Origin of the sequence: Motilibacter aurantiacus, from assembly GCF_011250645.1 — a bacterium.
GTDB lineage: Bacteria > Actinomycetota > Actinomycetes > Motilibacterales > Motilibacteraceae > Motilibacter_A > Motilibacter_A aurantiacus.
Genome location: NZ_JAANNO010000004.1, coordinates 110,293 through 134,679 on the forward strand (window position 1 = coordinate 110,293; position 24,387 = coordinate 134,679).

A 24,387-nucleotide genomic window follows, 5' to 3' on the forward strand; every position below is an offset into this window, starting at 1 on the left:
GGGCACCTGGACGGGGGAGGGACGTTCCTCGGCCCGGGGAACCCGCTCGCGGTCGATGACACGGCGCGCACGGTCGCCGGTGCTCAACGCGGAGCGCTGAGCGTGCGGGACGGCGGATGTGTGTTTCCCGGGCGCGCCCGGCCGCCGGCGTGGACGGACGCCCATGACGTCGTTCATCGGGCCGATCACGGCCCGACCGATGTGGACAACTTGATACTGCTGTGCCGGAGTCATCACCGGACCGCGCACGAGGACAAGTGGCCTGTCGAGCACGACCCACGCGCCCCGGCCTGTTCCGGTTCCGCCACCCCCCGCCAGGACGCCTGGCTCCGCGCCCGGCGCACCGTCGACCGCAACCGCGGAGGAACCCTGCCCCCACCTGGCTCGACGAGTGAGCCGCTCCCCCGCCCCCGCCACACTTGCCCCGTGACCGAACGCCGGCTTCAGGCCCACGCCAGGGTCCGCCACGAGCCGGACCGCTCGTACACCGTGCTCGTGCAGGGGCCCGACGGCGAGCGGGAGGTCGGCACCACGGCCGAGACCGGCCGGCTCGGCCCGCTCGCCCGCAGCGGTGCCGCGCGCCTGCACGGGGTGGACGAGGCCGAGGTGGAGCTGGTGTCCCTGGACGTGCCGAGGCCGCCGTACGGCCGGGACGGGCAGTGGGTGCGCGTGGTCCAGGTGGAGAACCTGCTCGACCCGTCGGAGGCGGAGCTTCTCGGACGCCCGGGCCGCGCGAGCTGGCTCGGGGGCGAGGGAGCCTGGCTCGTGCTGCTGTCCGGTGGCGCGGGTGTCTTCCCCGGCGAGCACCTCGACTTCGACCCGGACGTGACGCCGGCCGAGGCCGCCGAGATGGAGGCCTACGTCGACGGGGACCGGAGCTGGGACCAGCAGCGTTAGCGGCTCAGGCCCACAGCTCCGCGACGAGCACGTGGGCGATCGCGAACGCGCCGGCGCTGTGGAACAAAGGCAGCGGCGAGCAGCTGTGCCGGCGATCACCCCGAGGCCGACAGCTCCGCGTCGTCCTGGAGCCGGAACTGGGTCCGGTAGAGCTCGGCGTAGAGGCCGCCCTGGGCGAGCAGCTCCTCGTGCGTCCCGCGCTCGCGGACCCGGCCGCCGTCGACGACGAGGATCAGGTCCGCCTCGCGGACGGTGGAGAGCCGGTGGGCGACGACGATGCTCGTACGCCCGGCCAGGGCGGTGTCGAACGCGCGCTGCACCGCCGCCTCGGACTCGCTGTCCAGGTGCGCCGTCGCCTCGTCCAGCACGACGACCCGCGGCGCCTTGAGCAGCAGCCGGGCGATCGCGAACCGCTGCTTCTCACCCCCGGAGAGCCGGTAGCCGCGGTCCCCCACGACCGTGTCCAGCCCGTCGGGCAGGGCCTCGACCAGGTCCCAGACCTGTGCCGCGCGCAGCGCCTCGGCCAGCTCCGCGTCCGAGGCGCCGGGGCGGGCGTACAGCAGGTTCGCCCGGAGCGTGTCGTGGAACATGTGGGCGTCCTGCGTCACGACGCCGATCGCGGCCCGCAGCGAGCGCTGCGTGAGGTCGCGGACGTCGACACCGCCGACGCGCACCATCCCGCTCGTGGCGTCGTAGAGCCGGCTGACCAGCGCGGTGATCGTCGTCTTCCCCGCCCCGGACGGCCCGACGAGCGCCACGAGCTGGCCGGGCTCGACGCGGAAGGAGACCTCGTGCAGGACGTCCGCGGACGTCCGGGAGTCGTGCGTCCCGGCCGCCTCCAGCGACGCGAGCGACACCTCGCTCCCCGCCGGGTAGCGGAAGGTCACCGCCTCCAGCTCCACGCTGGCGGGGGCGTCGGCGGGCAGGTCGCGGGCGCCGGGCCGGTCGTCCACCATCGGCTTGAGGTCGAGCACCTCGAAGACACGCTCGAAGCTCACGAGCGCGGTCATGACGTCCACGTGCACGTTGGACAGCGCGGTCAGCGGGCCGTACAGCCGGATGAGCAGCGCCGACAGGGCGACGAGCGTGCCGACCTCGAGCGCTCCGTCGATGGCCAGGATCCCGCCGATGCCGTACACGAGCGCGGTGGCCAGTGCGGCGATGAGCGTGAGCGCGGTGAAGAAGACGCGGCTGTACATCGCGGAGATGACGCCGATGTCGCGCACCCGGGCTGCCTTGGCGGAGAAGTCGCGCTGCTCCTCGTCCGGACGGCCGAAGACCTTCACCAGCAGGGCGCCGGAGACGTTGAAGCGCTCGGTCATCGTCTGGCTCATCGCAGCGTTCAGCTGCATCGACTCCTGAGCGATCGCCTGCAGCTTGCGGCCCACCCAGCGCGCGGGAAGGACGAAGACCGGCAGCAGCAGCAGTGCGACCAGCGTGATCTGCCAGGACAGGTACGCCATCGTCGCGACGACCAGCACCAGGCTCACGACGTTGCTGACGACCGCGGACAGCGTCGTCGTGAACGCCTGCTGCGCGCCGATGACGTCGCTGTTGAGCCGGCTGACGAGCGAGCCGGTCTGCGCCCGGGTGAAGAACGCGATGGGCATCGCGGACACGTGGCCGAAGACCCGGCTGCGCAGGTCGTAGATCAGGCCCTCGCCGATGCGCGCGGAGTACCAGCGCTGGACGAGCCCGACCACGGCGTCGAGCAGGGCGAGCCCGGCGACGGCCAACGCTCCGATCACCACGACGCGCCTGGCCTGCGGGACGACCCCGTCGTCGATGATGACCTTGAAGAGCAGGGGCGTGACGACGCTGATCGCGGCGCTCGCGACGGTCAGCGCGAGGAACACGGTCAGCTCGAACCGGTACGGCCTGCCGAAGCGCAGGATCCGCACCAACGTGCCGCGCGACAGCTTGTGCCCGGCGACCTTGCCTGCGTTCTGGTACGAGCGCAGGGCCATCCACTGCGAGTGCGACACGTGCCTCCTCCGGCCGTCCGGGACCGTTGACAGGACGACCGGTCAACACAACACAGGGCCCGCGGGCGGGAAGTCCCGCCCGCGGGCCTGTTTCTCGCTGAGCGGACGGCCCGTCAGGGCCGCGCGGTCCCGTTACGAGGCTTTCTTCCCGCGCGTGGCTCCCCCACGGCCGCGCAGCTGGACCCCGGACTCGGTGAGCATCCGATGGACGAAGCCGTACGAACGGCCCGTCTCCTCGGCGAGGGCCCGGATGCTCGAGCCGCTCGAGTACTTCCGCTTCAGCTCGGTGGCGAGTTTCGCCCGGTCGTTGCCTGTGACCCGGGCGCCCTTCCTCAACTGATCGGCCACTCCGTCGCCTCCTCGGGCGTCCCACCGTCGGTCGTGCCGGCCCCTCCCGACGATCAGGAGCGGCGTGTCCGGGGTGTACCCGAATGATCGCCCCGAACACGTCTCGAAGCGGTCACAGAGCGAAAACTTCTAGTGATCCAGTGTGCAAACGTTCCCGGTGGGCCTTCGGCCACCGAGGACGTGCCGCACGCTGCTCTCAGGCCAGGGCGACGAGGTCGGCGTACTCCGGGTTCCAGAGGTCCTCGACCCCGTCGGGCAGCAGCAGGACGCGCTCCGGGTCGAGCGCGTCGACGGCCCCCTCGTCGTGGGTCACGAGGACCACGGCGCCCTTGTAGCCGGCGAGCGCGGCGAGCACCTCGTCGCGGCTGGCCGGGTCGAGGTTGTTGGTCGGCTCGTCGAGCAGCAGCACGTTCGCGCTCGACACGACGAGGGTCGCGAGCGCGAGCCGGGTCTTCTCGCCGCCGGACAGCACGCCCGCCGGCTTGTCGACGTCCTCGCCCGAGAACAGGAAGGACCCCAGCACGCGGCGGGCCTCCAGCTCGGGAAGGTCCGGGGCGGCCGAGCGCATGTTCTCCAGCACGGTCCGCCCGGGGTCGAGCGTCTCGTGCTCCTGGGCGTAGTAGCCGAGGCGCAGCCCGTGGCCGGGCTGGATCTCGCCGGTGTCCGCCTTCTCGACGCCGCCGAGGATGCGCAGCAGCGTCGTCTTGCCGGCGCCGTTGAGCCCGAGCACGACGACCCGGCTGCCCTTGTCGATCGCGAGGTCGACGTCCGTGAAGATCTCCAGCGAGCCGTACGACTTCGACAGCCCCGCCGCCATGAGCGGGGTCTTTCCGCACGGCGCCGGCTCCGGGAACCGCAGCTTGGCCACCTTGTCCGAGGCGCGGATGTCCTCGAGCCCGGACAGCATCTTCTCGGCCCGCTTGGCCATGCCCTGGGCGGCCTTGGCCTTGGTGGCCTTGGCGCCCATCTTCGCGGCCTGGGCGAGCAGCACCGACGCCTGCTTCTCCGCGTTGGCCCGCTCGCGCTTGCGGCGCCGCTCGTCCGCCTCGCGGGCCTCGAGGTACGCCTTCCAGCCCACGTTGTAGGTGTCGATCGTCGCGCGGTTCGCGTCCAGGTGGAGCACCCGGTTGACCGTCGCCTCGAGCAGGCCGACGTCGTGGCTGATGACGACCAGCCCTCCCTTGTGCCGCGGGAGGAACTCGCGCAGCCAGGCGATCGAGTCGGCGTCCAGGTGGTTGGTCGGCTCGTCGAGCAGCAACGTGGTGTCCGAGTCGGTCCCCGAGAAGAGGATGCGCGCGAGCTCGACACGGCGACGCTGGCCGCCGGACAGGGTGTGCAGCGGCTGGCCCAGCACACGGTCGGGCAGCCCGAGGCTCGAGGCGATCGTGGCCGCCTCGGCCTCTGCCGCGTAGCCGCCCTTGGCGGTGAACTCCGCGTCGAGGCGGGAGTAGCGGCGCATGGCGCGCTCGTGCGTCTCGGGGTCGACGCTCGCCATCTGGCCCTCGGCCTCGCGCAGGCCGCGCACGACCTCGTCGAGGCCGCGCGCGGAGAGGATCCGGTCACGGGCCAGCACGTCGAGATTGCCGGTGCGAGGGTCCTGGGGGAGGTAGCCGATCGCCCCCGAGTGCGTCACCGTGCCGGCCGCGGGCAGCCCCTCGCCCGCGAGCACCTTGGTGAGCGTCGTCTTGCCGGCCCCATTGCGGCCGACGAGCCCGACCCGGTCACCAGGGGCGATACGGAAGGAGACTTCCGACATCAGAATGCGGGAGCCGGCGCGCAGCTCCAGGCCAGTTGCGGTGATCACGAGGGGCTCTCCGGTACGGCGGGTCGACGGGCGGACGGGGGCGGCGTCCCGCAGCGGGCGGGGCCGGACGCCGGCGCGTCAGGGCGTACGGACGGAAGGCACGACAGCAGTCTACGCCAGCACGCAGCGGCGGCTCGGCCTGGTTTTCCGGCCTCACAATCAGCGCGTGACGTACCTAACGTCGCTGAACGGACGGTCAGGTACGGCGCATCCTTTGTCAGGGGCGGCGATCCGCCCGCCCTCGACAATCTCGCACTCCGAGGAGTAGCCCTTTGCAGTTCCGACGGCTCCCGCTCCCCCGCCCCTGGACCTCCCGCACCGCCCCCGGCCGCGCGACCTCGCTGCGCTCGCGCGGCGCCGCACTGCTGACCGCGGGGGCCACGGCCCTCCCCCTCGTCGCCGCCCTCCCCGCGCCCGCCGCCTCGGCGGCCACGGTGACGGTTCCCAAGGCGTACTTCGGGATGCACCAGACCGCCCTCGGCAACGGCGTCTTCCCCGGCGTCCCCGTCGGCTCGGTGCGGCTCTGGGACGTCGGGGCCCTCTGGCGCGACGTCGAGCCCTCCCGGAACCGGTGGGACTTCAGCAAGCTCGACACCGCCGTCGCCACGAGCATCGCCAAGAAGGCCCAGCCGATGATCGTGCTCGGCCAGACGCCCACCTGGGCCGCCTCCCGGCCGACGCAGGCCAGCCCGTACGGGCCGGGCGCGGCGTCGATGCCGCGCAGCCTCGCCTACTGGAGGGAGTACGTCACGAAGGTCGCCCAGCGCTACAAGGGCCGCGTCCGCACGTACCAGATCTGGAACGAGCCGAACGTCGAGACGTTCTGGACCGGGACGCCCGCGCAGATGGCCCAGCTGACCCGGGAGGCGAGCAGGATCATCAAGCGCGTCGACAGGAACGCCACCGTCGTGAGCCCGGGCTTCGCGACGCGCCGCCCGACCAACATCCCGTGGATGACCCGGTTCCTCAAGGCCGGAGGCGGCGCCGCCGTCGACGTCGTCGCCCTGCACCTCTACCCCGCTCCGACCGCCGGCCCGGAGGGCTCGGTCGCGCTGCTCAACTCGGCCAGGCAGGCGCTGCGCAGAGCCCGCGTCTCCAAGCCGATCTGGAACACCGAGGTCAACTACGGCGCCGGCTACAACGGCGCGCCGCCGCGCAGCTACTCGGACTCGACCGCCGCCTCGTACGTCTCGCGGACCCTGCTGCTGAATGCAGCCAACGGGGTGTCGCGCGTGTTCTGGTACGGCTGGGACACCCGCGGCTTCCTCGGCATCGACCTGAGCCGCGACAACCGGCAGACCCGGGCCGGGCAGGCCTACCGGATCACGCAGAAGTGGATGCAGGGAGCACGGCTGCAGGGGTGCACGGTGGACGGCCGACGTACCTACACCTGCACGCTGCGCTACTCGAGCCGCTCGTACGCCACGGTGATGTGGAACCCCTCGCGCGCCGTGCGCGTCCGAACCACGAAGTTCACGACAGGTGTCGAGTTCGTCAACGGCCGCACGCTGCGGTTCCGCGGCGCGCGCAACCAGACGGTCATCGGGAGCCCGGTGCTCCTGCGCAGCACCCGGCTCTGACGTATCGCGTCGGAACGCGGATGAACGTTTCCCCCGCTACGGCGCGTCTTTCGCAATAGGGCCCAGACGGCCCGCTAGAAAAGGACTCGTGAGGAGAAACCCAGTGCCACACCGTCCGCTCCGTGCCCGCCTCGCCGGCCTCGCCGCCGCCGCGGTCGCAGCCCCGCTGCTCGCAGCCCTTCCCGCGTCCACCGCGTCGGCCGCCACCGTCACCGTCCCCCGCGCGTACTTCGGCCTGCACCAGGCCACGCTCGCCAAGGGCGTCCAGCCCGGCCTCCCCGTCGGGTCCGCCCGCCTCTGGGACGTCGGCGGGCGCTGGAACGAGGTGTCGCCCGCCCGCGGAACCTGGAACTTCACGGCCCTCGACACCGCCGTGAACACGGCGAACCGGTACGGCGCGTCGCCGCTGGTCGTCCTCGGCGCGACGCCGGCCTGGGCGTCGTCGAAGGCCACGTCCCAGGACGTCTACGGCCTCGGCGCCGCGGCGATGCCCCGCAGCGTGACCTACTGGCGCGAGTACGTCACCGAGGTGGCGCAGCGCTACAAGGGCCGGGTCCGGGCCTACCAGATCTGGAACGAGCCGAACCTCTCCACGTTCTGGACCGGCACGGTCGCCCAGATGGTGCAGCTCACCCGCGAGGCGCGAACGATCATCAAGCGGGTCGACCCGACCGCCACGGTGGTGAGCCCCGGCTTCTCGCTGCGCAACCCGAGCGACCAGGCGTACTTCCGCACCTTCCTGCAGGCCGGCGGCGCGAGGTACTCCGACGTGATCGGGCTGCACCCCTACCCGGCGCCGACCGCCGGCCCGGAGGGCTCGCTCGCGCTGATCAACACCGCCAAGGCGGCGATGGCGACCAGCCGGGTGAGCAAGCCGATCTGGAACACCGAGATCAACTACGGCGCGCAGCTGAACAACGCAGGCGCGCCGCGGACGTACAACGACGCCAACGCCGCGTCGTACGTCGCCCGCACGCTGCTGCTCAACGCCGCCAACGGCGTCTCCCGCGTGTACTGGTACGCCTGGGACACGAAGGGCTACATGGGGATCGACCTGAGCCGTAACGGCCAGCCGACGCGGGCCGCCGAGTCCTACCGCATCGTCGAGCAGTGGATGCTCAACAACCAGCTGCAGGGCTGCACGACGGACCGGGCGCGGACCTACACCTGCGTCCTGCGGTTCCGCGACGGCAGCTACGGCAAGGTGATGTGGAACCCGTCGCGCACCATCCGGGTCCGCACGACGGCGTCCACGACCGGCATCCAGTTCATCAACGGGCGGACGCTCACCTTCAAGGGCGCCCGCAACCAGACGGTCATCGCCAGCCCGGTGCTCATCCGCTCGACGCGGCTCTGACGCTCCCGTCCCCCCGCACGGGCGGGCACCTGCATCCCGCAGGTGCTCGCCCGTTCGTGCGAGTGAGGCGCGTTCCGACCAAAGTCGTGGCGCCGGCTGCCGATCTGCGGGCGTGACCCCCGCCCGCCCGCGCGACCTGCTGGACGCCCCGCGCCCGGTACGCGTGGTCCTCGTGGCGGTGCTGGCCGGCTACACGCTCCACTTCGTCGTGGCCTCCCTGGGGCTGAACCGGAGCGGAGCGGGCGCGAGCGTCGACGCGCTCGCCGAGCTCTGCCTCTCCGTCACCGGCACGGTGCTGATCCTCGTGCGCGGCGCCGGGCGGTCGCGGAGCGGGCGGCTGCCCTGGCTCGTGTTCGGCGGCGGGCTGCTCGTCTACGGCATCGGCTCGCTCGCCATGTCCGGGCTCGTCCCGAACCGCACGCTCGTGGGCTCGGTCCGGGTGTCCGAGGCGTGCTGGCTCGCGCTCTTCCCGTGCTCGTTCGTCGCGGCCATGCTCATGCTGCGGGACCGGGTGTCCCGCCTGCCCTCCACCTTGTGGCTCGACGGCGTGATCGCCGGCCTGAGCGCCGCCGGGCTCGGCGTGCTGCTCGGCGCCTGGGCTCCTACCTCGGCCGGGGGCCGGCTCTCCACGGCGATGTTCCCGATCGCCGACCTGCTGCTCGTCATGCTCGTCGCCCTGATGTTCGCCGTCGCGGACTGGCGGCCCGAGCGCAACCTGCTCCTGCTCGGCCTCGGCCTGCTGGCCCAGACCCTGGGTGACACGGTGTGGCTGGCGCAGTCGGCTGCGGGCACCTACACCCCGCACAACCTGCTGCCCGACCTGCTCTACGGCAGCGCGGTGTGCCTGTGCCTGCTGGCCGCCTGGGCACGGCCGCGTGACCGGGTCACGCGGCCGCTGGCGTGGTGGGCGGTCCTCGCCGTGCCGACGGCGCTGGGCACCGTCGCCGTCGTCACCCTCGTGCTCGCGGGGCTGAGCCGGCAGCCGGCCTCCTGCGTGGCGCTCGCCGCCGCGGCGGTCGTGGGCGTCCTTGCGCGCGCGGTCCTCGCCGTGCGGGACGTGCACTCGCTGGCGCAGAGCAGGAAGGAGGCGCGGACCGACGAGCTCACCGGGTTGGCGAACCGGCGCGCCTTCCACGAGGCGGCCGAGCGCCACTTCGGCGACCATCCCGACGTGCCGGCGGCGGTGCTGCTCTTCGACGTCGACCGCTTCAAGGAGGTCAACGACTCGCTGGGGCACAGCGTGGGCGACGAGCTGCTCGTCGAGCTCGCCGCCCGCTGGTCGGCGTGCATCCCGGGCTCCGGGCTGCTCACCCGGCTGGGAGGTGACGAGTTCGCCGTGCTGATCCCCGCCGCGGGCGAGCAGGAAGGGCTCGCGCTGGCCAGCAGGCTGCGGCGGAGCCTCGACGGCCCGGTCGCCCTGGCCGGCATCGCCGTCCACGTGTCGGCCTCCGTGGGGGTCGCGGCGGGTGGGGCGGGCGAAGGCGTGGCGGAGCTGCTGCGCAGGGCCGACATCGCGATGTACGCCGCCAAGGCCGGCCCGGGAGCCCGGGCGTACTCCACCGTCGACGACGAGCGGCTGGACCGGCTGCGCCTCGGGGAGAGCCTGCGCGCGGTCCTCGGCGGCGAGGCGGGGCACGGGCGCCTCGTGCTGCACTACCAGCCCCAGCTGTGCCTGCGCAGCGGCGCGGTCCTCGGGCTGGAGGCGCTCGTCCGCTGGAGCCACCCGGGGCGCGGCCTGGTCGGCCCGGCGGAGATCCTGCCGCTGGCCGAGCTCATCGGGCGCGGGCGCGACCTGGCGCGCGCGGTCCTGGGGCAGGCGGTCGAGCAGGCCGCCCGGTGGCACGGCGCCGGGGCCCGGCCGAAGCTGTCGGTCAACCTCGCGCCGGCCGACCTGCTGATGCCCGACCTGCCCGACCTGGTGGCGTCGCTCCTGTGGCGGCACGGGCTCGAGCCCGAGTTCCTGGTACTCGAGATCACCGAAGACAGCTTCATGAAGGAGCGTGCGCAGACGCTGCGTGCGTTGGAGGCCCTGCGGAGGATCGGCGTGACGATCTCCATCGACGACTACGGGACGGGCTACAGCTCGCTGAGCTACCTGCGGGACCTGACGGCGTCCGAGCTGAAGATGGACCGCAGCTTCGTCGGCGACATGACCACGTGCCCCCGCTCGGCCGCGATCGTCCGCTCCACCATCGCGCTCGCCCACGACCTCGGCCTCGTCGTCGTGGCCGAGGGGGTCGAGACGCCCGAGACGGAGGAGGAGCTGCGCCTGGCCGGGTGCGACGTCGCCCAGGGCTACCTCTACGCGCGGCCGCTGCCCGCCGAGCAGGTCTCCCTGGAGGCGCGCGCCCTGCCGGCGCCGCTGCGCTGAGCTACGGGCCGGTGACCCCGTCGAGCAGCTGGCGGGCGGCGTCCAACTGCCCGAGATGACGGGCGTACTCCTGCAGCAGGTGGAAGAGGATGCGCCCCATGGGCGGCGCGGCCTCGGGCGTCGGGAACCGGCCCCCGACGGCCGACGGCTCGTCGAGCCCGGCAGCCGCGGTGATGGCACGCGACCGCTCCACCTGCGCGCGGTAGGCCGCGACGACGTCCGCGGTCGGCTCGTCCGGCTCGATGCGCCACTCGGCCGGCGTCCCGCCCGGCGGCCGGCCGAGGACGTCCTCGGCCAGAAAGCCCCACCGCAGCCAGCGGCGCTCGACCCACCCCAGGTGCTTGACGAGCGCCAGCACCGGCCAGCCGAGCCCCTCCACCGGGGTGCGCAGCTGCTCCTCGGTCAGGCCATCGAGCTTGCGGAAGAGCGCCTCGCGGTACCAGTCGAGGTAGCCCAGCAGCAGCGCCCGCGGGTCGGACTCCCCGACCGGCGGGCCGGCCAGCAGCGGGCCGGTGTCGGGTGGCGTCTGCACGCCGGCGACCCTAGCGGGCGACGGTCAGACGTTGAAGCCGAGCGCGCGCAGCTGGTCGCGGCCGTCGTCGGTGATCTTGTCCGGCCCCCACGGCGGCATCCACACCCAGTTGATGCGGACGTCGTCGACCATGCCGTGCAGCACCGAGCGGGTCTGGTCCTCGATGACGTCGGTCAGCGGGCAGGCCGCCGACGTGAGCGTCATGTCGAGGACGGCGGTCCGCGAGCGGTCGTCCACGGTGATGCCGTAGACCAGCCCCAGGTCGACCACGTTGATGCCGAGCTCGGGGTCGACGACGTCGCGCAGGGCCTCCTCGACCTCGTCGACGGTCGCCAGATCGACCGCGTCGACCGCAGCGTCCGTCCCGGTCGGCTGCGTCACGGGCTCCGTCATCGCACTGCCTCCTGCTCGTCGTTCGTGCTCTCGTGTGCAACCGCGCGGGCGGTCGCGTCCTTCCATGCCATCCAGCCGAGCAGGGCGCACTTCACCCGGGCCGGGTAGCGGGCGACGCCGGCGAACGCGACACCGTCGCCGAGCACGTCCTCGTCGGCCTCCGCGGCGGTGCCGCCCTGCAGGAGCGCCAGGAAGGAGTCGGCCGCCTGCATGCCCTCGGCCACGGTGCGGCCGGTCACCAGCTCGCTGAGCACCGAGGTCGACGCCTGGCTGATCGAGCAGCCCTCCCCGGCGTACGAGACGTCCTCGACGGTGGCCGAGTCGCCCGAGCCGGACAGCCTCACCCGCAGCGTGACCTCGTCACCACATGTGGGGTTCACGTGATGCGCTTCGGTCGTGAAAGGCTCGCGCAGGCCCTTGTGCCGCGGGTTGCGGTAGTGGTCGAGGATGATCTCCTGGTAGAGCGCGTCGACGCTCACCCGAACCACTCCTTCACCTTCGCCAGCCCCGTGACCAGCGCGTCGACCTCGTCCGTCGTGGAGTAGACGTAGAACGACGCGCGCGTGGTCGCGGGCACGCCGAACCGGTCGCACACCGGGCGGGCGCAGTGGTTGCCGACCCGCACGGCCACGCCCTGGGCGTCCAGCACCTGGCCGACGTCGTGCGAGTGGACCGGGCCACGGGCGGTGTCGAGCACGAACGAGACGGCTCCCCCGCGGTCGACCGGCGACCACGGGCCGATGACGCGCAGCCCCTCGACCTCCTGCAGCCGCTCCAGCGCGTACGCGGTGAGCGCCTGCTCGTGCGCGGCCACCGCGGCCATGCCGAGCTCGGTGAGGTAGTCGACCGCGGCGCCGAGGCCGACGGCCTGCGCGATCGGCGGGGTCCCGGCCTCGAACTTGTGCGGCAGCGCCGCGTAGGTCGAGCCGGCCATGGTGACGACCGAGATCATCTCGCCGCCGCCGAGGAAGGGCGGAAGCTCCTCGAGGACCGCGCGCCGGCCCCAGAGCACGCCGATGCCGGTCGGCGCGAGCATCTTGTGACCGGTGAACGCGACGAGGTCGACGCCGTCGGCGGCGAGCGCGGCGACGTCGTACGGCAGCTGCGGCACCGCCTGCGAGGCGTCCACGACCACGAGCGCGCCGGAGACGGCCTTGGCCCGGCGGGCGATCTCGGACACCGGGTTCACGGTCCCGAGGATGTTGGACACGTGCACCAGCGAGACGACCTTCGTCCGCTCGGTGAGCAGCTCGTCGAGCTGGGCCAGGTCGAGCCGGCCGTCGTCGGTGATGCCGATCCAGCGCAGGGTGGCGCCGGTCCGCTCGCACAGCAGCTGCCACGGGACGATGTTGGAGTGGTGCTCCATCTCGGTGACGAGCACCTCGTCGCCCGGGCCCACGCGGTACGGCCCCGCGCCCCACACCAGCACGTTGGCCACCAGGTTGAGCGCCTCGGTGGAGTTCTTCGTGAAGACGATCTCCTCGCGGGCCGCGCCGACGAAGGCGGCGACCTTGTCGCGGGCGCCCTCGTAGAGCGCCGTGGCCTCCTCCGCGAGGGCGTGCACGCCACGGTGGACGTTGGCGTTGTGCAGCGCGTAGTAGCGGTCGAGCGCCTCGAGGACCTGCCGCGGCTTCTGCGAGGTCGCGGCGCTGTCGAGGTAGACCAGCGGCTTGCCGTCGTGGACCGTGCGCGCGAGGACCGGGAAGTCCGCGCGCACGCGGGCGACGTCCAGCGGCGGCTCCGCGAACGGAGCCGCCGGGCCGGTGACGGCAGGAGACGTCACGAAGCCTTCTTCACGTACCGCTCGTAGCCCTCGGCCTCGAGCCGGTCGGCGAGCTCCTTGCCACCCTCCTCCACGACCTTGCCCTCGACGAAGACGTGGACGAAGTCGGGCTGGATGTAGCGCAGGATGCGGGTGTAGTGCGTGATCAGCAGGACGCCGGTGTCGCCGGTGGCGCGCACCCGGTTGACCCCGTCGCTGACGACCTTGAGGGCGTCGATGTCGAGGCCGGAGTCGGTCTCGTCGAGCACGGCCATCTTCGGCTTGAGCAGCTCGAGCTGGAGGATCTCGTGGCGCTTCTTCTCACCGCCGGAGAAGCCCTCGTTGACGTTGCGCTCGGCGAAGGCCGGGTCGATGCCGAGCCGGTCCATCGCCTCGCGGACCTCCTTGACCCAGGTGCGCAGCGCGGGGGCCTGGCCGCGCACGGCGGTGGCCGCGGTGCGCAGGAAGTTCGACACGGAGACGCCAGGGACCTCGACGGGGTACTGCATCGCGAGGAAGAGGCCCGCCCGCGCGCGCTCGTCCACGCTCATCGCGAGGACGTCCTCGCCGTCGAGCGTGACCGACCCGCCGGTGACGGTGTACTTGGGGTGGCCCGCGATCGAGTAGGCCAGCGTGGACTTGCCGGAGCCGTTCGGGCCCATGATCGCGTGCGTCTCGCCGGAGCGGATCGTGAGGTCGACCCCCCGCAGGATCTGCTTGGCACCCGTCTCGCCGGTGTCGACGGTGACCTGGAGGTCGCGGACCTCGAGCGTGGACATTGGAAGAAGGCTCCTCAGCTGGCTTCGTTGAGCGCGACCTCGACGTCGACGAAGACGTCGTCGCCGTCGACGGTCACGGGGTAGACGGGAACGGGCTTGGTCGCGGGCAGGCCGGACGGCTCGCCGGTGCGCAGGTCGAACATCGACCCGTGCAGCCAGCACTCGATCCGGCAGTCCTCGACCTCGCCCTGCGACAGCGGCACGTTCGCGTGGCTGCAGGTGTCGTGAATGGCGAAGACGCCCTCGGCGGTGCGCACGACGGCGACGGCGGTGCCGTCGACCGTCACGCGCTTGGGCTCGTCGAGCTCGAGCTCGCCGAGCGCGCAGACGCGCGAGCTCATGCGCCCTGCTCCGCGGGGGCGTACGCGGACGCGAGCTCGGCCTCGATCGAGCCGAGCAGCCGCTCCTGCAGCTCCGGCACGCGCACGCGCTGGACGAGCTCGGCGAAGAAGCCGAGCACGACGAGGCGGCGGGCCTCGATCTCCGGGATGCCGCGGGCCTGAAGGTAGAACAGCTGCTCGTCGTCGAAGCGGCCGGTGGCGCTGGCGTGGCCGGCACCCTCGATCTCGCCGGTCTCGATCTCGAGGTTCGGCACCGAATCCGCGCGCGCCCCGTCGGTGAGGACGAGGTTGCGGTTGAGCTCGTAGGTGTCGGTGCCCTCGGCCTCGGCCCGGATCAGCACGTCGCCGACCCAGACGGTGTGCGCCGAGTCGCCCTGCAGCGCGCCCTTGTAGAGCACGTTGCTGCGGCAGTTCGGGACCGCGTGGTCGACGAAGAGCCGGTGCTCCTGGTGCTGGCCGGCGTCGGCGAAGTAGAGGCCGAGCAGCTCGACGTCGCCGCCGGGGGCGTCGAACGCGACCTGCGGGGTCACCCGGACGACGTCGCCGCCGAGGGTGACCACCAAGTGCTTGAGCGTGGCGTCCCGGCCCAGCCGGATCGTGTGCTGGGACAGGTGCACGCCGTCGTCGTCCCAGTCCTGGACGGACACGAGAGTCAGCTGCGCGCTGTCGCTGACGAGCACCTCGAGGCCGGCGGCGTACGCCCCGCTGCCCCGGTGGTCGAGCACGACCGTCGCCTGGGCGAACGGGCCGAGCTCGACGAGGGTGTGCCCGAACGCGGTGCCGCCCTGGCCCTGCACGGTGAGGTAGGTCGGGCGCGAGGCCACGGCCTCGGCGGGGAACGAGACGACCGTCGCCTTCTCGAAGCCCGCCCACGCGCGCGCCGCGACCCGGTCGCCGGGCTTGCCGGCGCGGCCGAGCCGCTCGTCGTCGCGGCCGACGACCTCCACGCGCGCCTCGGGGGCGGCGTCGACGTCGACCCTGGCCTCGCCGTCGGCCCCAGCAGCGGCATCGCCGTCGCCCTGCAGGCCGCGCAGCCGGTCCAGCGGCGTGAACCGCCAGTCCTCCTCCCGGCCGGTCAGGGCCGGGAAGTCCGCCGGGTCGAACGACGCGGGACGGTCCGCGCGGTTGCGGACGTCGATCGCCGCACCGCCGTGGGAGTGCTCCTTGACGGCCACGCCCCCGGCGGGGGCCGCCACGACGGCCCCCGCGATCTCGGTACCGCTGGGAATTGCCTGCTCGGTCATCCGACCGCGCCCTCCATCTGAAGCTCGATGAGCCGGTTGAGCTCGAGCGCGTACTCCATGGGCAGCTCGCGCGCGATCGGCTCGATGAAGCCGCGCACGATCATGGCCATGGCCTCTTCCTCGCTCATGCCGCGGGACATGAGGTAGAAGAGCTGGTCCTCGCTGACCTTGGAGACCGTGGCCTCGTGCCCCATCTGCACGTCGTCCTCGCGGACGTCGACGTAGGGGTAGGTGTCCGAGCGGCTGATCGTGTCGACCAGCAGCGCGTCGCAGCGGACCGTGCTCTTGCTGTGGTGCGCGCCCTCCAGGACCTGGACCAGGCCCCGGTAGGACGTCCGGCCGCCACCGCGCGCGACCGACTTGGAGACGATCGAGCTCGAGGTGTGCGGCGCGGCGTGGACCATCTTCGACCCGGCGTCCTGGTGCTGGCCCTCGCCGGCGAACGCGACCGACAGCGTCTCGCCCTTGGCGTGCTCACCGACCAGCCAGACGGCCGGGTACTTCATGGTGACCTTGGACCCGAGGTTGCCGTCGATCCACTCCATCGTCGCGCCCTCGTGGCACACCGCGCGCTTGGTGACGAGGTTGTAGACGTTGTTGGACCAGTTCTGGATCGTCGTGTAGCGGCAGCGGGCGCCCTTCTTCACGATGATCTCGACGACGGCCGAGTGCAGCGAGTCGCTCGAGTAGATCGGCGCCGTGCAGCCCTCGACGTAGTGGACGTAGGCGTCCTCGTCGACGATGATCAGCGTCCGCTCGAACTGGCCCATGTTCTCGGTGTTGATCCGGAAGTAGGCCTGCAGCGGGATCTCGACGTGGACGCCCTTGGGCACGTAGATGAACGAGCCGCCGGACCACACCGCCGTGTTGAGCGCGGAGAACTTGTTGTCTCCGGTCGGGATGACCGAGCCGAAGTACTCCTTGAAGAGCTCGGGGTGCTCCTTGAGCGCGGTGTCGGTGTCGAGGAAGACGACGCCCTGCTCCTCGAGGTCCTCACGGATCTTGTGGTAGACGACCTCGGACTCGTACTGCGCGGCGACACCCGCGACGAGGCGCTGCTTCTCCGCCTCCGGGATGCCGAGCCGGTCGTACGTCGCCTTGATGTCCTCGGGGAGCTCCTCCCACGAGGCCGCCTGCTTCTCCGTCGACTTCACGAAGTACTTGATGTTGTCGAAGTCGATTCCGGTGAGGTCCGAGCCCCAGTCGGGCATCGGCTTCTTGCCGAACAGGCGGAGGCCCTTGAGGCGCGCCTCGAGCATCCACTCGGGCTCGTTCTTGCGGGCCGAGATGTCGCGGACGACGTCCTCGTTGAGGCCACGCCGGGCCACGGCGCCGGCCGCGTCCGGGTCGGCCCAGCCGTACTCGTAACGGCCGAGGCCCTCGAGCTCGGGGTGGGCGGTCTGGGTCATCGGGACGTCCCTCCAGACGGAGTGGTGGTGCGGGATGGCGAGCCCCCACGGACGTGGGGGCTGAGGTCGGAAGCAGCGGACGAGCCGCTGATGTGGGTCGTGCACACGTGCTCGCCGTGGGCGAGAGTGGCCAGCCGGCGCGCCGGCGCGCCGACGAGCCGGGCGAAGGACTCGGCCTCGGCGTCGCACAGCTGGGGGAACTGCGCGGCCACGCTCTGCACCGGGCAGTGGCCCTGGCAGAGCTGCGCGCCGCCCGCCGGCCCGGAGTGCACGCTGGCCGCGTAGCCGTCCGCGCTGAGGGCCGAGGCGAGGGCGCGCACCCGGTCCTCGACGTGGGGGCCGGCCGCGTCGACCGCGGAAGCGTAGCGGGACTCGATCTCCGCGGCGCGCGTCTGGGCGAAGGCCTCGACGGCCCGGTCGCCGCCGGTCGCTCCGAGGAACCGCAGCGCCGCGACGGCCAGGTCGTCGTACGCCGTCGTCATGGCGGCGTGCCCGCTGACCGTCAGCGCGAACTCCTTGGCCGGGCGGCCGCGCCGGCGGGGGCCGGCCACGCGCTGCTCGCGCGTCTCCACCAGGCCCGCCTCGACGAGGGCGTCCAGGTGGCGGCGGACGGCGGTCGGCGTCAGCCCGAGCTGCTCGGCGAGCGCCGCGGCGGTCGTGGGGCCGCCCTCGAGGATCGCGCGGGCGACCCGGTCGCGGGTGCGAGCGTCCGGCCCCTGGGGTCCGGCAGCGTGCTGCTGCACAGGGGCAGAGCTCTCCGAAGTATCGGCCACGCTTTGCACAACACAAGTGTGTCGTAAATAGCTTCCCGCTGCCGACAGCCGCGCGGTGGCCCTCGTCACGGAAGGCTGCCCTAACCGGAGCTGCGATCGCTGCCCAGGGTCAGTGGCACCTACCATCGGATGCGTGCCCACCCCTGCCGCCGTCGAGGTCACCGACCTCGTCAAGCGGTACGCGTCGGTGCGCGCGGTGGACGGGCTGAGCCTGCGCGTGGAGCGCGGGACGGTCACCGCCGTGCTCGGGCCGAACGGCGCGGGCAAGACGACCACGATCGAGACGTGCGAGGGCTACCGGCGCCCGGACGCGGGGCAGGTGCGCGTGCTCGGGCTGGACCCCGTGCGCGACGCGCGGCAGCTGCGGCCCCGGGTCGGCGTCATGCTCCAGGGCGGCGGGGTGCCGAACGCCGTGCGGCCCCTCGAGGTGCTGCGCCACGCCGCAGCCCTGCACGCGCACCCGCTCGACCCGCAGCTGCTCATCGAGCGGCTGGGCCTGCGCCCGGCGCTGGGGACGCCGTACCGCCGGCTCTCCGGCGGCCAGCAGCAGCGGCTGGCGCTGGCGCTCGCGGTCATCGGCCGCCCCGAGCTGGTCTTCCTCGACGAGCCCACCGCCGGGCTGGACCCGCAGGCCCGGCACGCCACGTGGGACCTGGTCAACGACCTGCGCGCCGCCGGGGTCACCGTGGTCCTCACCACGCACCTGCTCGACGAGGCCGAGCGGCTCGCGGACATGGTCCACGTCATCGACGCCGGGCGGGTCGTCGCGTCCGGCACCCCGGCCGAGCTGACGGCCCGCGGCCCGGACGAGTCGCTGACCTTCGACGCCCGGCCCGGCCTCGACCTCGCGGACCTGCTGCTCGCGCTGCCGGAGGGCGCCTCCGCGGTGGAGGCGCTGCCGGGCCGCTACCGGGTGGCCGGCCCCATGACGCCGCAGACCCTGGCGACGGTCACCGCGTGGTGCGCCGCCCACGGGGTGATGCCGGAGGGGCTGTCGGTGGGACGCCGCACACTGGAGGACGTGTTCCTCGACGTCACCGGCCGGGAGCTGCGCGCGTGACGGCCGTCCCCTCGGCCGCGACGGCCCCGCTGAGCGGCGCGGCGTCCGCGTTCGCACCGCGCCCGGGAGCGGCGCCGGCGCGCCGCATGGTGCTCGCCCAGGCGGCCTTCGAGCTCAAGATGCTGCTGCGCAACGGCGAGCAGCTGCTGCTCACCATGGTCATCCCCGCGCTGCTGCTCGTCGTCGGGGCGACCGTGGACGTCGGCGACCTCGACCCCGGCACGCGACGGGTCGACGCGATCACGCCCGGGGTGCTGGCGCTCGCGGTGATGTCGATCGCCTTCACCGGCCAGGCGATCGCGACGGGCTTCGAGCGCCGCTACGGCGTGCTCAAGCGGCTCGGCTCCACCCCGTTGCCCCGGTGGGCCCTGCTGACGGCCAAGGCCCTGGCCGTCCTCGCGGTCGAGGCGCTCCAGGTCGTCCTGCTGGGCGGCACCGCGCTCCTGCTCGGCTGGCACCCGCACGGCAACCCTGCCGCCGTCGTCGTCCTCCTCGTCGCCGCGACCGCCGCCTTCACCGCGCTCGCCCTGCTCATGGCCGGGACCCTGCGCGCCGAGGCCACCCTTGCCGGCGCCAACCTCGTCTGGGTGCTGCTGCTGCTGGCCGGCGGCGTCGTCGTCCCGCTCTCGGACTATCCCGCGGCCGCCGCCGGCGTGTTCGAGCTGCTGCCGCTCGCCGCGCTCTCGGAGGGGCTTCGAGCAGTGCTCGAGCACGACGCGGCCCTCCCCCTCAAGGACGTCCTGGTGCTGCTGGCCTGGGCGACCGGCGCCGGCGCCCTCGCCGCCCGCTTCTTCCGCTGGGAGTGATCCTCGCGACGCCGTTCGGCGACGCCCCCCACCCGCCTGCGGCTTACCCTTGACGGCGTGCCCGACCTGCTCCGCCGTGCCCCGTTGATCGGGAACCCGACCTGGCGCACGGTGCGCCTGCTGGCCTGGGCCTCCGTCGTCGCGAACGTCGTCATCGTCGTCACCGGCGGCGCGGTCCGACTCACGGCCAGCGGCCTCGGGTGCCCCACCTGGCCCAAGTGCGGCGAGGAGTCGTACGTCACCCACGGCGAGCTGGGCATCCACGGCGCCATCGAGTTCGGCAACCGGCTGCTGACGTTCGTGCTCGCGTTCGTCGCGGTCCTGACGCTGATCGCAGCCGTCCGCGCCCGCCCCCGGCGCAGCGGCCCGGTCCGGATCGCGCTCGCGCTCTTCCTCGGCATCCCGCTGCAGGCCGTCATCGGCGGCATCACGGTCCTCACGAAGCTCAACCCGTGGGTCGTGATGCTGCACTTCCTGCTCTCCATGGTGCTGGTCGGCCTGGCCACCCTGCTCGTCCAGCGGGCCGACGAGGGCGACGGCCCCGCTCGGCTCGTCGTGCACCCGATGCTGCACCGTCTCGGGCTGGCCATCCTCGCGGTCACGGCGGCCGTGCTCTACCTGGGCACGGTCGTCACCGGCAGCGGCCCGCACGCCGGGGACCTGGACGCCAAGCGCACCGGGCTCGACCCCGACCGGATGAGCCAGCTGCACGCGGACGGCGTGTTCCTCATGGTCGGGCTGACGCTGGCGATGGTCTTCGCGCTCGCCGCGGTGAGCGCGCCGCCGAGCGCCCGCCGCGCCGCGCTCGTGCTGCTCGGGGTCGAGCTGGGCCAGGGCGTCATCGGCTTCGTCCAGTTCTTCACCGGGCTCCCCGAGGTCCTCGTGGCGCTGCACATGCTCGGGGCCGGCGTCACGGTCGTCGCCGCCGTGCGCCTCGTGCTCGCGCTGCGCGTCCGGGCGGCCGAGCTGCCCGTCCCGCGCCGTCCCGCCGCCGCGTCCGTCCCCTCGTCCGCCGCCGCGTCCTGACCGCCCCCGAGGAGCATCCGTGCGCGCCATCGCCTACACCCGCAGCGGCGGGCCCGAGGTCCTCGAGCTGACCGACCGGCCGCTGCCCGAGCCCGGGCCGGGCGAGGTCCGGGTCCGGGTCCACTACTCCGGGGTCAACCCCACCGACTGGAAGGCGCGCGAGGCCGGCGGCCCCGGCCAGCCGCTGAAGTTCGCGTCCGTGGTCCCCCACCAGGACGGCTCCGGGGTGGTCGACCGGTCCGGGAGCGGCACGTCCCTCGAGCCCGGCCAGCGGGTGTGGCTCTGGGAGGCGGCGTGGCAGCGGGCCGACGGCACCGCCCAGGAGCACGTCGTGCTCCCCGAGCGGCAGGCCGTCCCGCTCCCGGACTCGGCGGGGCTCACGCTCGGCGCGAGCCTCGGCATCCCCGCGATGACGGCCCACCGCTGCCTCACCCTGGGCGACGGGCTGCCCGGCCGGCTCGCCCCCGGCGCGCTCGACGGGCGCACCGTGCTCGTCCAGGGCGGCGCCGGCGCGGTCGGCAACGCCGCGATCCAGCTCGCCCGCTGGGCCGGCGCCCGGGTCCTCACGACGGTGAGCAGCCCGCAGAAGGCACGGCTCGCCTCAGCGGCCGGCGCGCACGAGACCGTGGACTACCGCCGCCACGACGCGGCGACGCTGCTGCGCACCCTGGCCCCCGAGGGCGTGGACACGGTGGTCGAGGTCGCCCCGGCGGCCAATGCCGCGCTCGACCGCGCGGTGCTGGCCCGCCACGCGACGGTGGCGATCTACGCCAACGACGGCGGCAACGAGCTGGCGCTACCCGCCCCCGAGCTGCTGTCGTCGAACAGCCGCTGGCAGTTCGTCCTCGTCTACACCATGCCCGAGGCCGCCAAGCTCGACGCCGTCGCTGCGATCGGAGCGGCCGTCGCGGACGGTGCGCTGCAGGCCGGCGAGCACGCCGGGCTTCCGCTCCACGTGTTCCCGCTGGCAGCGACCGCGCAGGCTCACGAGGCCGTGCGCAACGGCACGGTCGGCAAGGTGCTGGTCGACGTCAACGCCTGAGCGGGCGCGGCCGGCAGGGTGAAGGCGAAGACCGAGCCGCCGGCGTCGGCGGGGCGTACCCAGATGCGGCCGCCGTGCCGCTCGACGATCCGCTGACAGGTCGCCAGGCCGATGCCGGTGCCGTCGTAGCCCCGGCGCGTCTCGCGGTGGAACATCCGGAAGATCCGCTCGGTGGCGTCCGGCGGGACGCCGATGCCGTTGTCCGCGACGCTGATCACCCACCCGCCGCCCTCCGCGGGCTCGGCGCTGACCGTGACGCGCGGAGACACGCCGGGCACCACGTACTTCACGGCGTTCCCGACGAGGTTGGCCAGCACCTGCCGGAGCAGGGCGCGGTGGGCGTACACCTCGCCGAGCTGGCCGGCGCGCACGGTGCCACCGGTCCGGGCCAGCGTCGGCCCGAGGTCGGCCACCACGTCCGCCACGAGGTCCGCGAGGTCGACCGGCGAGAGCCGCAACGGCTCGCTGCCCGCGCGCGCGTACGTCAGCAGGTCGTCGATGAGCGTGCGCATCCGGTCGGCGTTGCGCCGCACCGCGTCGAGGGCCTGGACGCCCTCGGGCGGGAGCGAGCCCCCGCACAGGTCGAAGAGCAGCTCGCTGTAGCCGGAGATCGACGTGAGCGGGTTCTTCAGGTCGTGCGCGACCGCGGCGGTGAAGCGGTCCAGCTCGGCGTTGGTGCGGGCCAGGGCGTCGTTGAGCCCGGACAGCTCGGCGTTGGCCCGGCGCAGCTCCTCGCGGGCGCGACGGCGGGCGGTGACGTCCTCGACCTGCGTGACCGTGTAGAGCGGGGCACCCTCTTCGTCGCGGACCACCGCGACGTTGACCGAGACCCAGACGGCCTCGCCGTCGGCGCGGACGTACCGCTTCTCCAGACGGACGCGCTCCTGCTCGCCGCTCATCAGCAGCCTGCCCCACTCGGCGTCCTGGGCGCGGTCGTCCGGGTGGGTGATGTCCGCGACGGTGAGCTGCAGCAGTGTGCTCCGGCTCATCCCGAGCATGCGGCAGAGCGCGGGGTTGACGTCGAGCAGCCGCCCGAAGCCGACGGAGTGCAGGTCGGCCATCTGCACCCCGGTCGGCGCGTTGACGAACGAGAGCCGGAACCGCTGCTCGGCCTCGCGCAGGGCCGCAGCGGTGCGCCGCTCCTCGGTGACGTCGCGGTGCGCGCTGATGGTGCCGGTCAGCCGGCCCTGCTCGTCGCGCAAGGCGACGACCACCGCCTCGGCGACTCCCGCCGGGCGCCCCCGCCGGGCGAACGGGAAGTCCCCGCGCCACTCCCCGTCGCGGCGCAGCGCGTCGGCCACCCCGGCGAGGGCGGCCTGCCCGGGGGACGCCTCGCCCGGCCGCCGGCCCAGCAGGTCCGCTCGCGTGAAGCCGGTCATGTGCTCGGCCGCCGCGTTGCAGTCCAGCACGGTGCCCGTGGCGTCGGTGATGAAGACGGCGTCCGTGATCGCCGAGAACACGACCGCCTGCCGTTCCAGCTCGGCCTCGGCTCGCGTGCGGTCGGTCACGTCGGAGAAGACGGCGACGGCGCCGTGCAGCTGGCCCGACCGGAGCGGGTGCGCGCTGACCCGGAGCACGCGCGCACCGCCGCGTGCCGCCTCGTGCACCAGCAGGTCGACGTCGTCGCACGACTGCCCGGCGAGGGCGCGCCCGAGGGGCAGCTCCTCGGCGGGCAGCTGGGTCGCCCCGTCGGCGGTGAGGGTCTCGTAGTGCTCGTGCCAGGTCTGCAGCGGGAGGCCCGTGCCGGGCGTGCCGAGCATCGCGCGGGCCGCACGGTTGTGGACCAGGTAGCGGCCGTCGCCGTCGATGACCGACACGCCGTCGCTGATGCTCTCGAGGACGTCATGGAGCAGGTCGGCCTGCCGGCGTGACTGCCGCTCCGCCGCCTGCAGCTCCTCCGTGACGGCCTGCCAACGGGCCAGCGCCCGCTCGCGGGCCACGGCCAGGGCGAGCACCAGCGCTGCGAGCAGCACCGTTGCGACACCACCGCCGGCCCCCACCACCACGTCGAGCGGGACCAGGCCGGAGGACGGGGCAGGCGCGGGCGAGGCGGCCACGGTGAGGGACCAGGTGCGGTCGACCACCGGCACCTGCACGCTGCGGCGTACCGCGCCGGGCGCGATCTCGCCGTGCCGGGGGGCGTCGCCCGGCCCGCGGGAGACCACCGTCGCGACCGCCACGGGGTGGCCGGAGGAGTCCGACGCCGTGAGCATCACCGCGCCCACGGGGCCGGAAGCGTCCCCGAGCAGCGCGCGGACCAGGTCGTCGCCCCGCAGGCTCAGGATCACCCAGCCGCGGAAGCGCTGCCCGTCCGTGACCACCGGTGCAGCGAGGACGACGGCGAGCTGGCGGCGCTCAGCGGCGAGGGACCGGTCGCGCGGGAGCACCAGCGGGCTCGACACGGCCGGCCGGCCCGACGCGCGGGCGCGCACCAGCACCGCGGCCAGCTCGGGGACCGTCGAGGCGTCCCACCCGGTGGGGACCGTCCGGCCGTCGAGCGCGTGCGCCAGCACCACCGTGTCGGCATTGCCGCGCGGCTCGACGTACGCGGTGCCGGCGGCACCGGGAAGGCGCGCGGCGGCCAGGGAGGAGCTCAGCGAGTCGAAGTACACCGGGTCGGGCGCGGTGCTGCGCGTGGACAGCGCGGCCGCCGCCTGCCGCACCGCGTCGGCGTAGCGGCGGGCCTCCGCCGTCAGGGCGGTCTGCGCCGCGGCCAGGGGGCGCTCGAGCCCTCGGACGGCCGCGTCGCGCTCGGCGCCCCGGGCGAGCAGCGCCGCGGGCAGGACGAGCGCGGCACCGACGAGCAGGACGGCCAGCGCCAGCAGCGGAGCCCGCCGGCGCGGCCCGGGGGGACGGCGCGTCGCGGGGCTCACGAGCC

The 24,387-nt window shown here is 73.5% G+C and carries 21 protein-coding genes; 8 read left to right on the top strand and 13 right to left on the bottom strand.

Features of this window, described 5'->3' with window-relative positions:
• Positions 1-426: 426 nt before the first annotated feature.
• Positions 427-897, top strand: a complete 471-nt coding sequence (locus G9H72_RS09190) for a hypothetical protein (protein ID WP_166170149.1) — start codon at positions 427-429, stop codon at positions 895-897.
• A 95-nt stretch (positions 898-992) separates the two neighbouring features.
• Here G9H72_RS09190 and G9H72_RS09195 read toward each other — a convergent pair whose 3' ends face one another.
• The 3 genes from G9H72_RS09195 to G9H72_RS09205 form a co-directional block, all read right to left on the bottom strand.
• Entirely contained in the window at positions 993-2,864 is a 1,872-nt protein-coding gene (locus G9H72_RS09195; RefSeq protein WP_166170552.1) for an ABC transporter ATP-binding protein, read from the bottom strand.
• A 150-nt stretch (positions 2,865-3,014) separates the two neighbouring features.
• A complete protein-coding gene (locus G9H72_RS22915; RefSeq protein ID WP_166170151.1) occupies positions 3,015-3,230 on the bottom strand; it encodes a helix-turn-helix domain-containing protein in 216 nt (71 codons plus the stop codon).
• A 196-nt stretch (positions 3,231-3,426) separates the two neighbouring features.
• Positions 3,427-5,034, bottom strand: a complete 1,608-nt coding sequence (locus G9H72_RS09205; RefSeq protein ID WP_166170153.1) for an ABC-F family ATP-binding cassette domain-containing protein — start codon at positions 5,032-5,034, stop codon at positions 3,427-3,429.
• 272 nt (positions 5,035-5,306) lie between these two features.
• Here G9H72_RS09205 and G9H72_RS09210 point away from each other — a divergent pair, with 272 nt between their 5' ends.
• From G9H72_RS09210 to G9H72_RS09220, 3 genes are all read left to right on the top strand, one after another.
• Positions 5,307-6,614, top strand: coding sequence for a glycosyl hydrolase (locus G9H72_RS09210; RefSeq protein ID WP_166170155.1), 1,308 nt, complete (start codon positions 5,307-5,309; stop codon positions 6,612-6,614).
• 103 nt (positions 6,615-6,717) lie between these two features.
• Positions 6,718-7,971: a GH39 family glycosyl hydrolase gene (locus tag G9H72_RS09215; protein WP_166170158.1), complete on the top strand. Its 1,254-nt coding sequence runs from the start codon at positions 6,718-6,720 to the stop codon at positions 7,969-7,971.
• Between the two features lie 112 nt (positions 7,972-8,083).
• On the top strand, positions 8,084-10,342 hold the full coding sequence (locus G9H72_RS09220) for a putative bifunctional diguanylate cyclase/phosphodiesterase (RefSeq protein ID WP_166170160.1): 2,259 nt from the start codon (positions 8,084-8,086) through the stop codon (positions 10,340-10,342).
• A 1-nt stretch (position 10,343) separates the two neighbouring features.
• Here G9H72_RS09220 and G9H72_RS09225 read toward each other — a convergent pair whose 3' ends face one another.
• Genes G9H72_RS09225 through G9H72_RS09265 form a run of 9 tightly spaced genes read right to left on the bottom strand, consistent with a single transcriptional unit; the run spans position 10,344 to position 17,545 of the window.
• Positions 10,344-10,874, bottom strand: a complete 531-nt coding sequence (locus G9H72_RS09225; protein WP_166170162.1) for a DinB family protein — start codon at positions 10,872-10,874, stop codon at positions 10,344-10,346.
• Positions 10,875-10,898: 24 nt separating this feature from the next.
• Positions 10,899-11,267 carry a metal-sulfur cluster assembly factor gene (locus G9H72_RS09230; RefSeq protein WP_166170164.1) on the bottom strand — a complete coding sequence of 123 codons (369 nt, stop codon included), beginning with the start codon at positions 11,265-11,267 and terminating at the stop codon, positions 10,899-10,901.
• A complete protein-coding gene (gene sufU, locus G9H72_RS09235; RefSeq protein WP_166170166.1) occupies positions 11,264-11,746 on the bottom strand; it encodes a Fe-S cluster assembly sulfur transfer protein SufU in 483 nt (160 codons plus the stop codon). The genes G9H72_RS09230 and sufU overlap by 4 nt, the downstream gene beginning before the upstream one ends.
• Positions 11,743-13,050, bottom strand: a complete 1,308-nt coding sequence (locus G9H72_RS09240) for a cysteine desulfurase (protein ID WP_331272130.1) — start codon at positions 13,048-13,050, stop codon at positions 11,743-11,745. Before G9H72_RS09240 ends, sufU begins: the two co-directional genes overlap by 4 nt.
• On the bottom strand, positions 13,047-13,808 hold the full coding sequence (sufC, locus tag G9H72_RS09245; protein ID WP_166170168.1) for a Fe-S cluster assembly ATPase SufC: 762 nt from the start codon (positions 13,806-13,808) through the stop codon (positions 13,047-13,049). Before sufC ends, G9H72_RS09240 begins: the two co-directional genes overlap by 4 nt.
• 14 nt (positions 13,809-13,822) lie before the next feature.
• A complete protein-coding gene (locus G9H72_RS09250; protein WP_166170170.1) occupies positions 13,823-14,149 on the bottom strand; it encodes a non-heme iron oxygenase ferredoxin subunit in 327 nt (108 codons plus the stop codon).
• Positions 14,146-15,393, bottom strand: coding sequence for a Fe-S cluster assembly protein SufD (gene sufD / locus G9H72_RS09255; RefSeq protein WP_166170173.1), 1,248 nt, complete (start codon positions 15,391-15,393; stop codon positions 14,146-14,148). Before sufD ends, G9H72_RS09250 begins: the two co-directional genes overlap by 4 nt.
• Entirely contained in the window at positions 15,390-16,802 is a 1,413-nt protein-coding gene (gene sufB, locus G9H72_RS09260; RefSeq protein WP_166170175.1) for a Fe-S cluster assembly protein SufB, read from the bottom strand. Before sufB ends, sufD begins: the two co-directional genes overlap by 4 nt.
• Positions 16,799-17,545, bottom strand: a complete 747-nt coding sequence (locus G9H72_RS09265; RefSeq protein WP_331272131.1) for a helix-turn-helix transcriptional regulator — start codon at positions 17,543-17,545, stop codon at positions 16,799-16,801. The genes sufB and G9H72_RS09265 overlap by 4 nt, the downstream gene beginning before the upstream one ends.
• 163 nt (positions 17,546-17,708) lie before the next feature.
• On the opposite strand from G9H72_RS09265, the gene G9H72_RS09270 reads away from it, so the two are divergent.
• From G9H72_RS09270 to G9H72_RS22920, 4 genes are all read left to right on the top strand, one after another.
• Complete coding sequence (locus tag G9H72_RS09270) at positions 17,709-18,635, top strand: ABC transporter ATP-binding protein (protein WP_166170179.1); 927 nt, start codon at positions 17,709-17,711, stop codon at positions 18,633-18,635.
• An 86-nt stretch (positions 18,636-18,721) separates the two neighbouring features.
• Entirely contained in the window at positions 18,722-19,441 is a 720-nt protein-coding gene (locus tag G9H72_RS09275) for an ABC transporter permease (RefSeq protein ID WP_166170556.1), read from the top strand.
• Positions 19,442-19,498: 57 nt separating this feature from the next.
• The gene (locus G9H72_RS09280) at positions 19,499-20,467 is read left to right on the top strand and encodes a COX15/CtaA family protein (protein ID WP_331272133.1); all 969 of its coding nucleotides are present in this window, start codon (positions 19,499-19,501) and stop codon (positions 20,465-20,467) included.
• 19 nt (positions 20,468-20,486) lie between these two features.
• Entirely contained in the window at positions 20,487-21,509 is a 1,023-nt protein-coding gene (locus G9H72_RS22920; RefSeq protein WP_166170182.1) for an NADPH:quinone reductase, read from the top strand.
• Here G9H72_RS22920 and G9H72_RS09290 read toward each other — a convergent pair.
• Positions 21,452-24,382: a PAS domain S-box protein gene (locus G9H72_RS09290; RefSeq protein ID WP_166170184.1), complete on the bottom strand. Its 2,931-nt coding sequence runs from the start codon at positions 24,380-24,382 to the stop codon at positions 21,452-21,454. The genes G9H72_RS22920 and G9H72_RS09290 overlap by 58 nt on opposite strands.
• Positions 24,383-24,387: the final 5 nt, after the last annotated feature.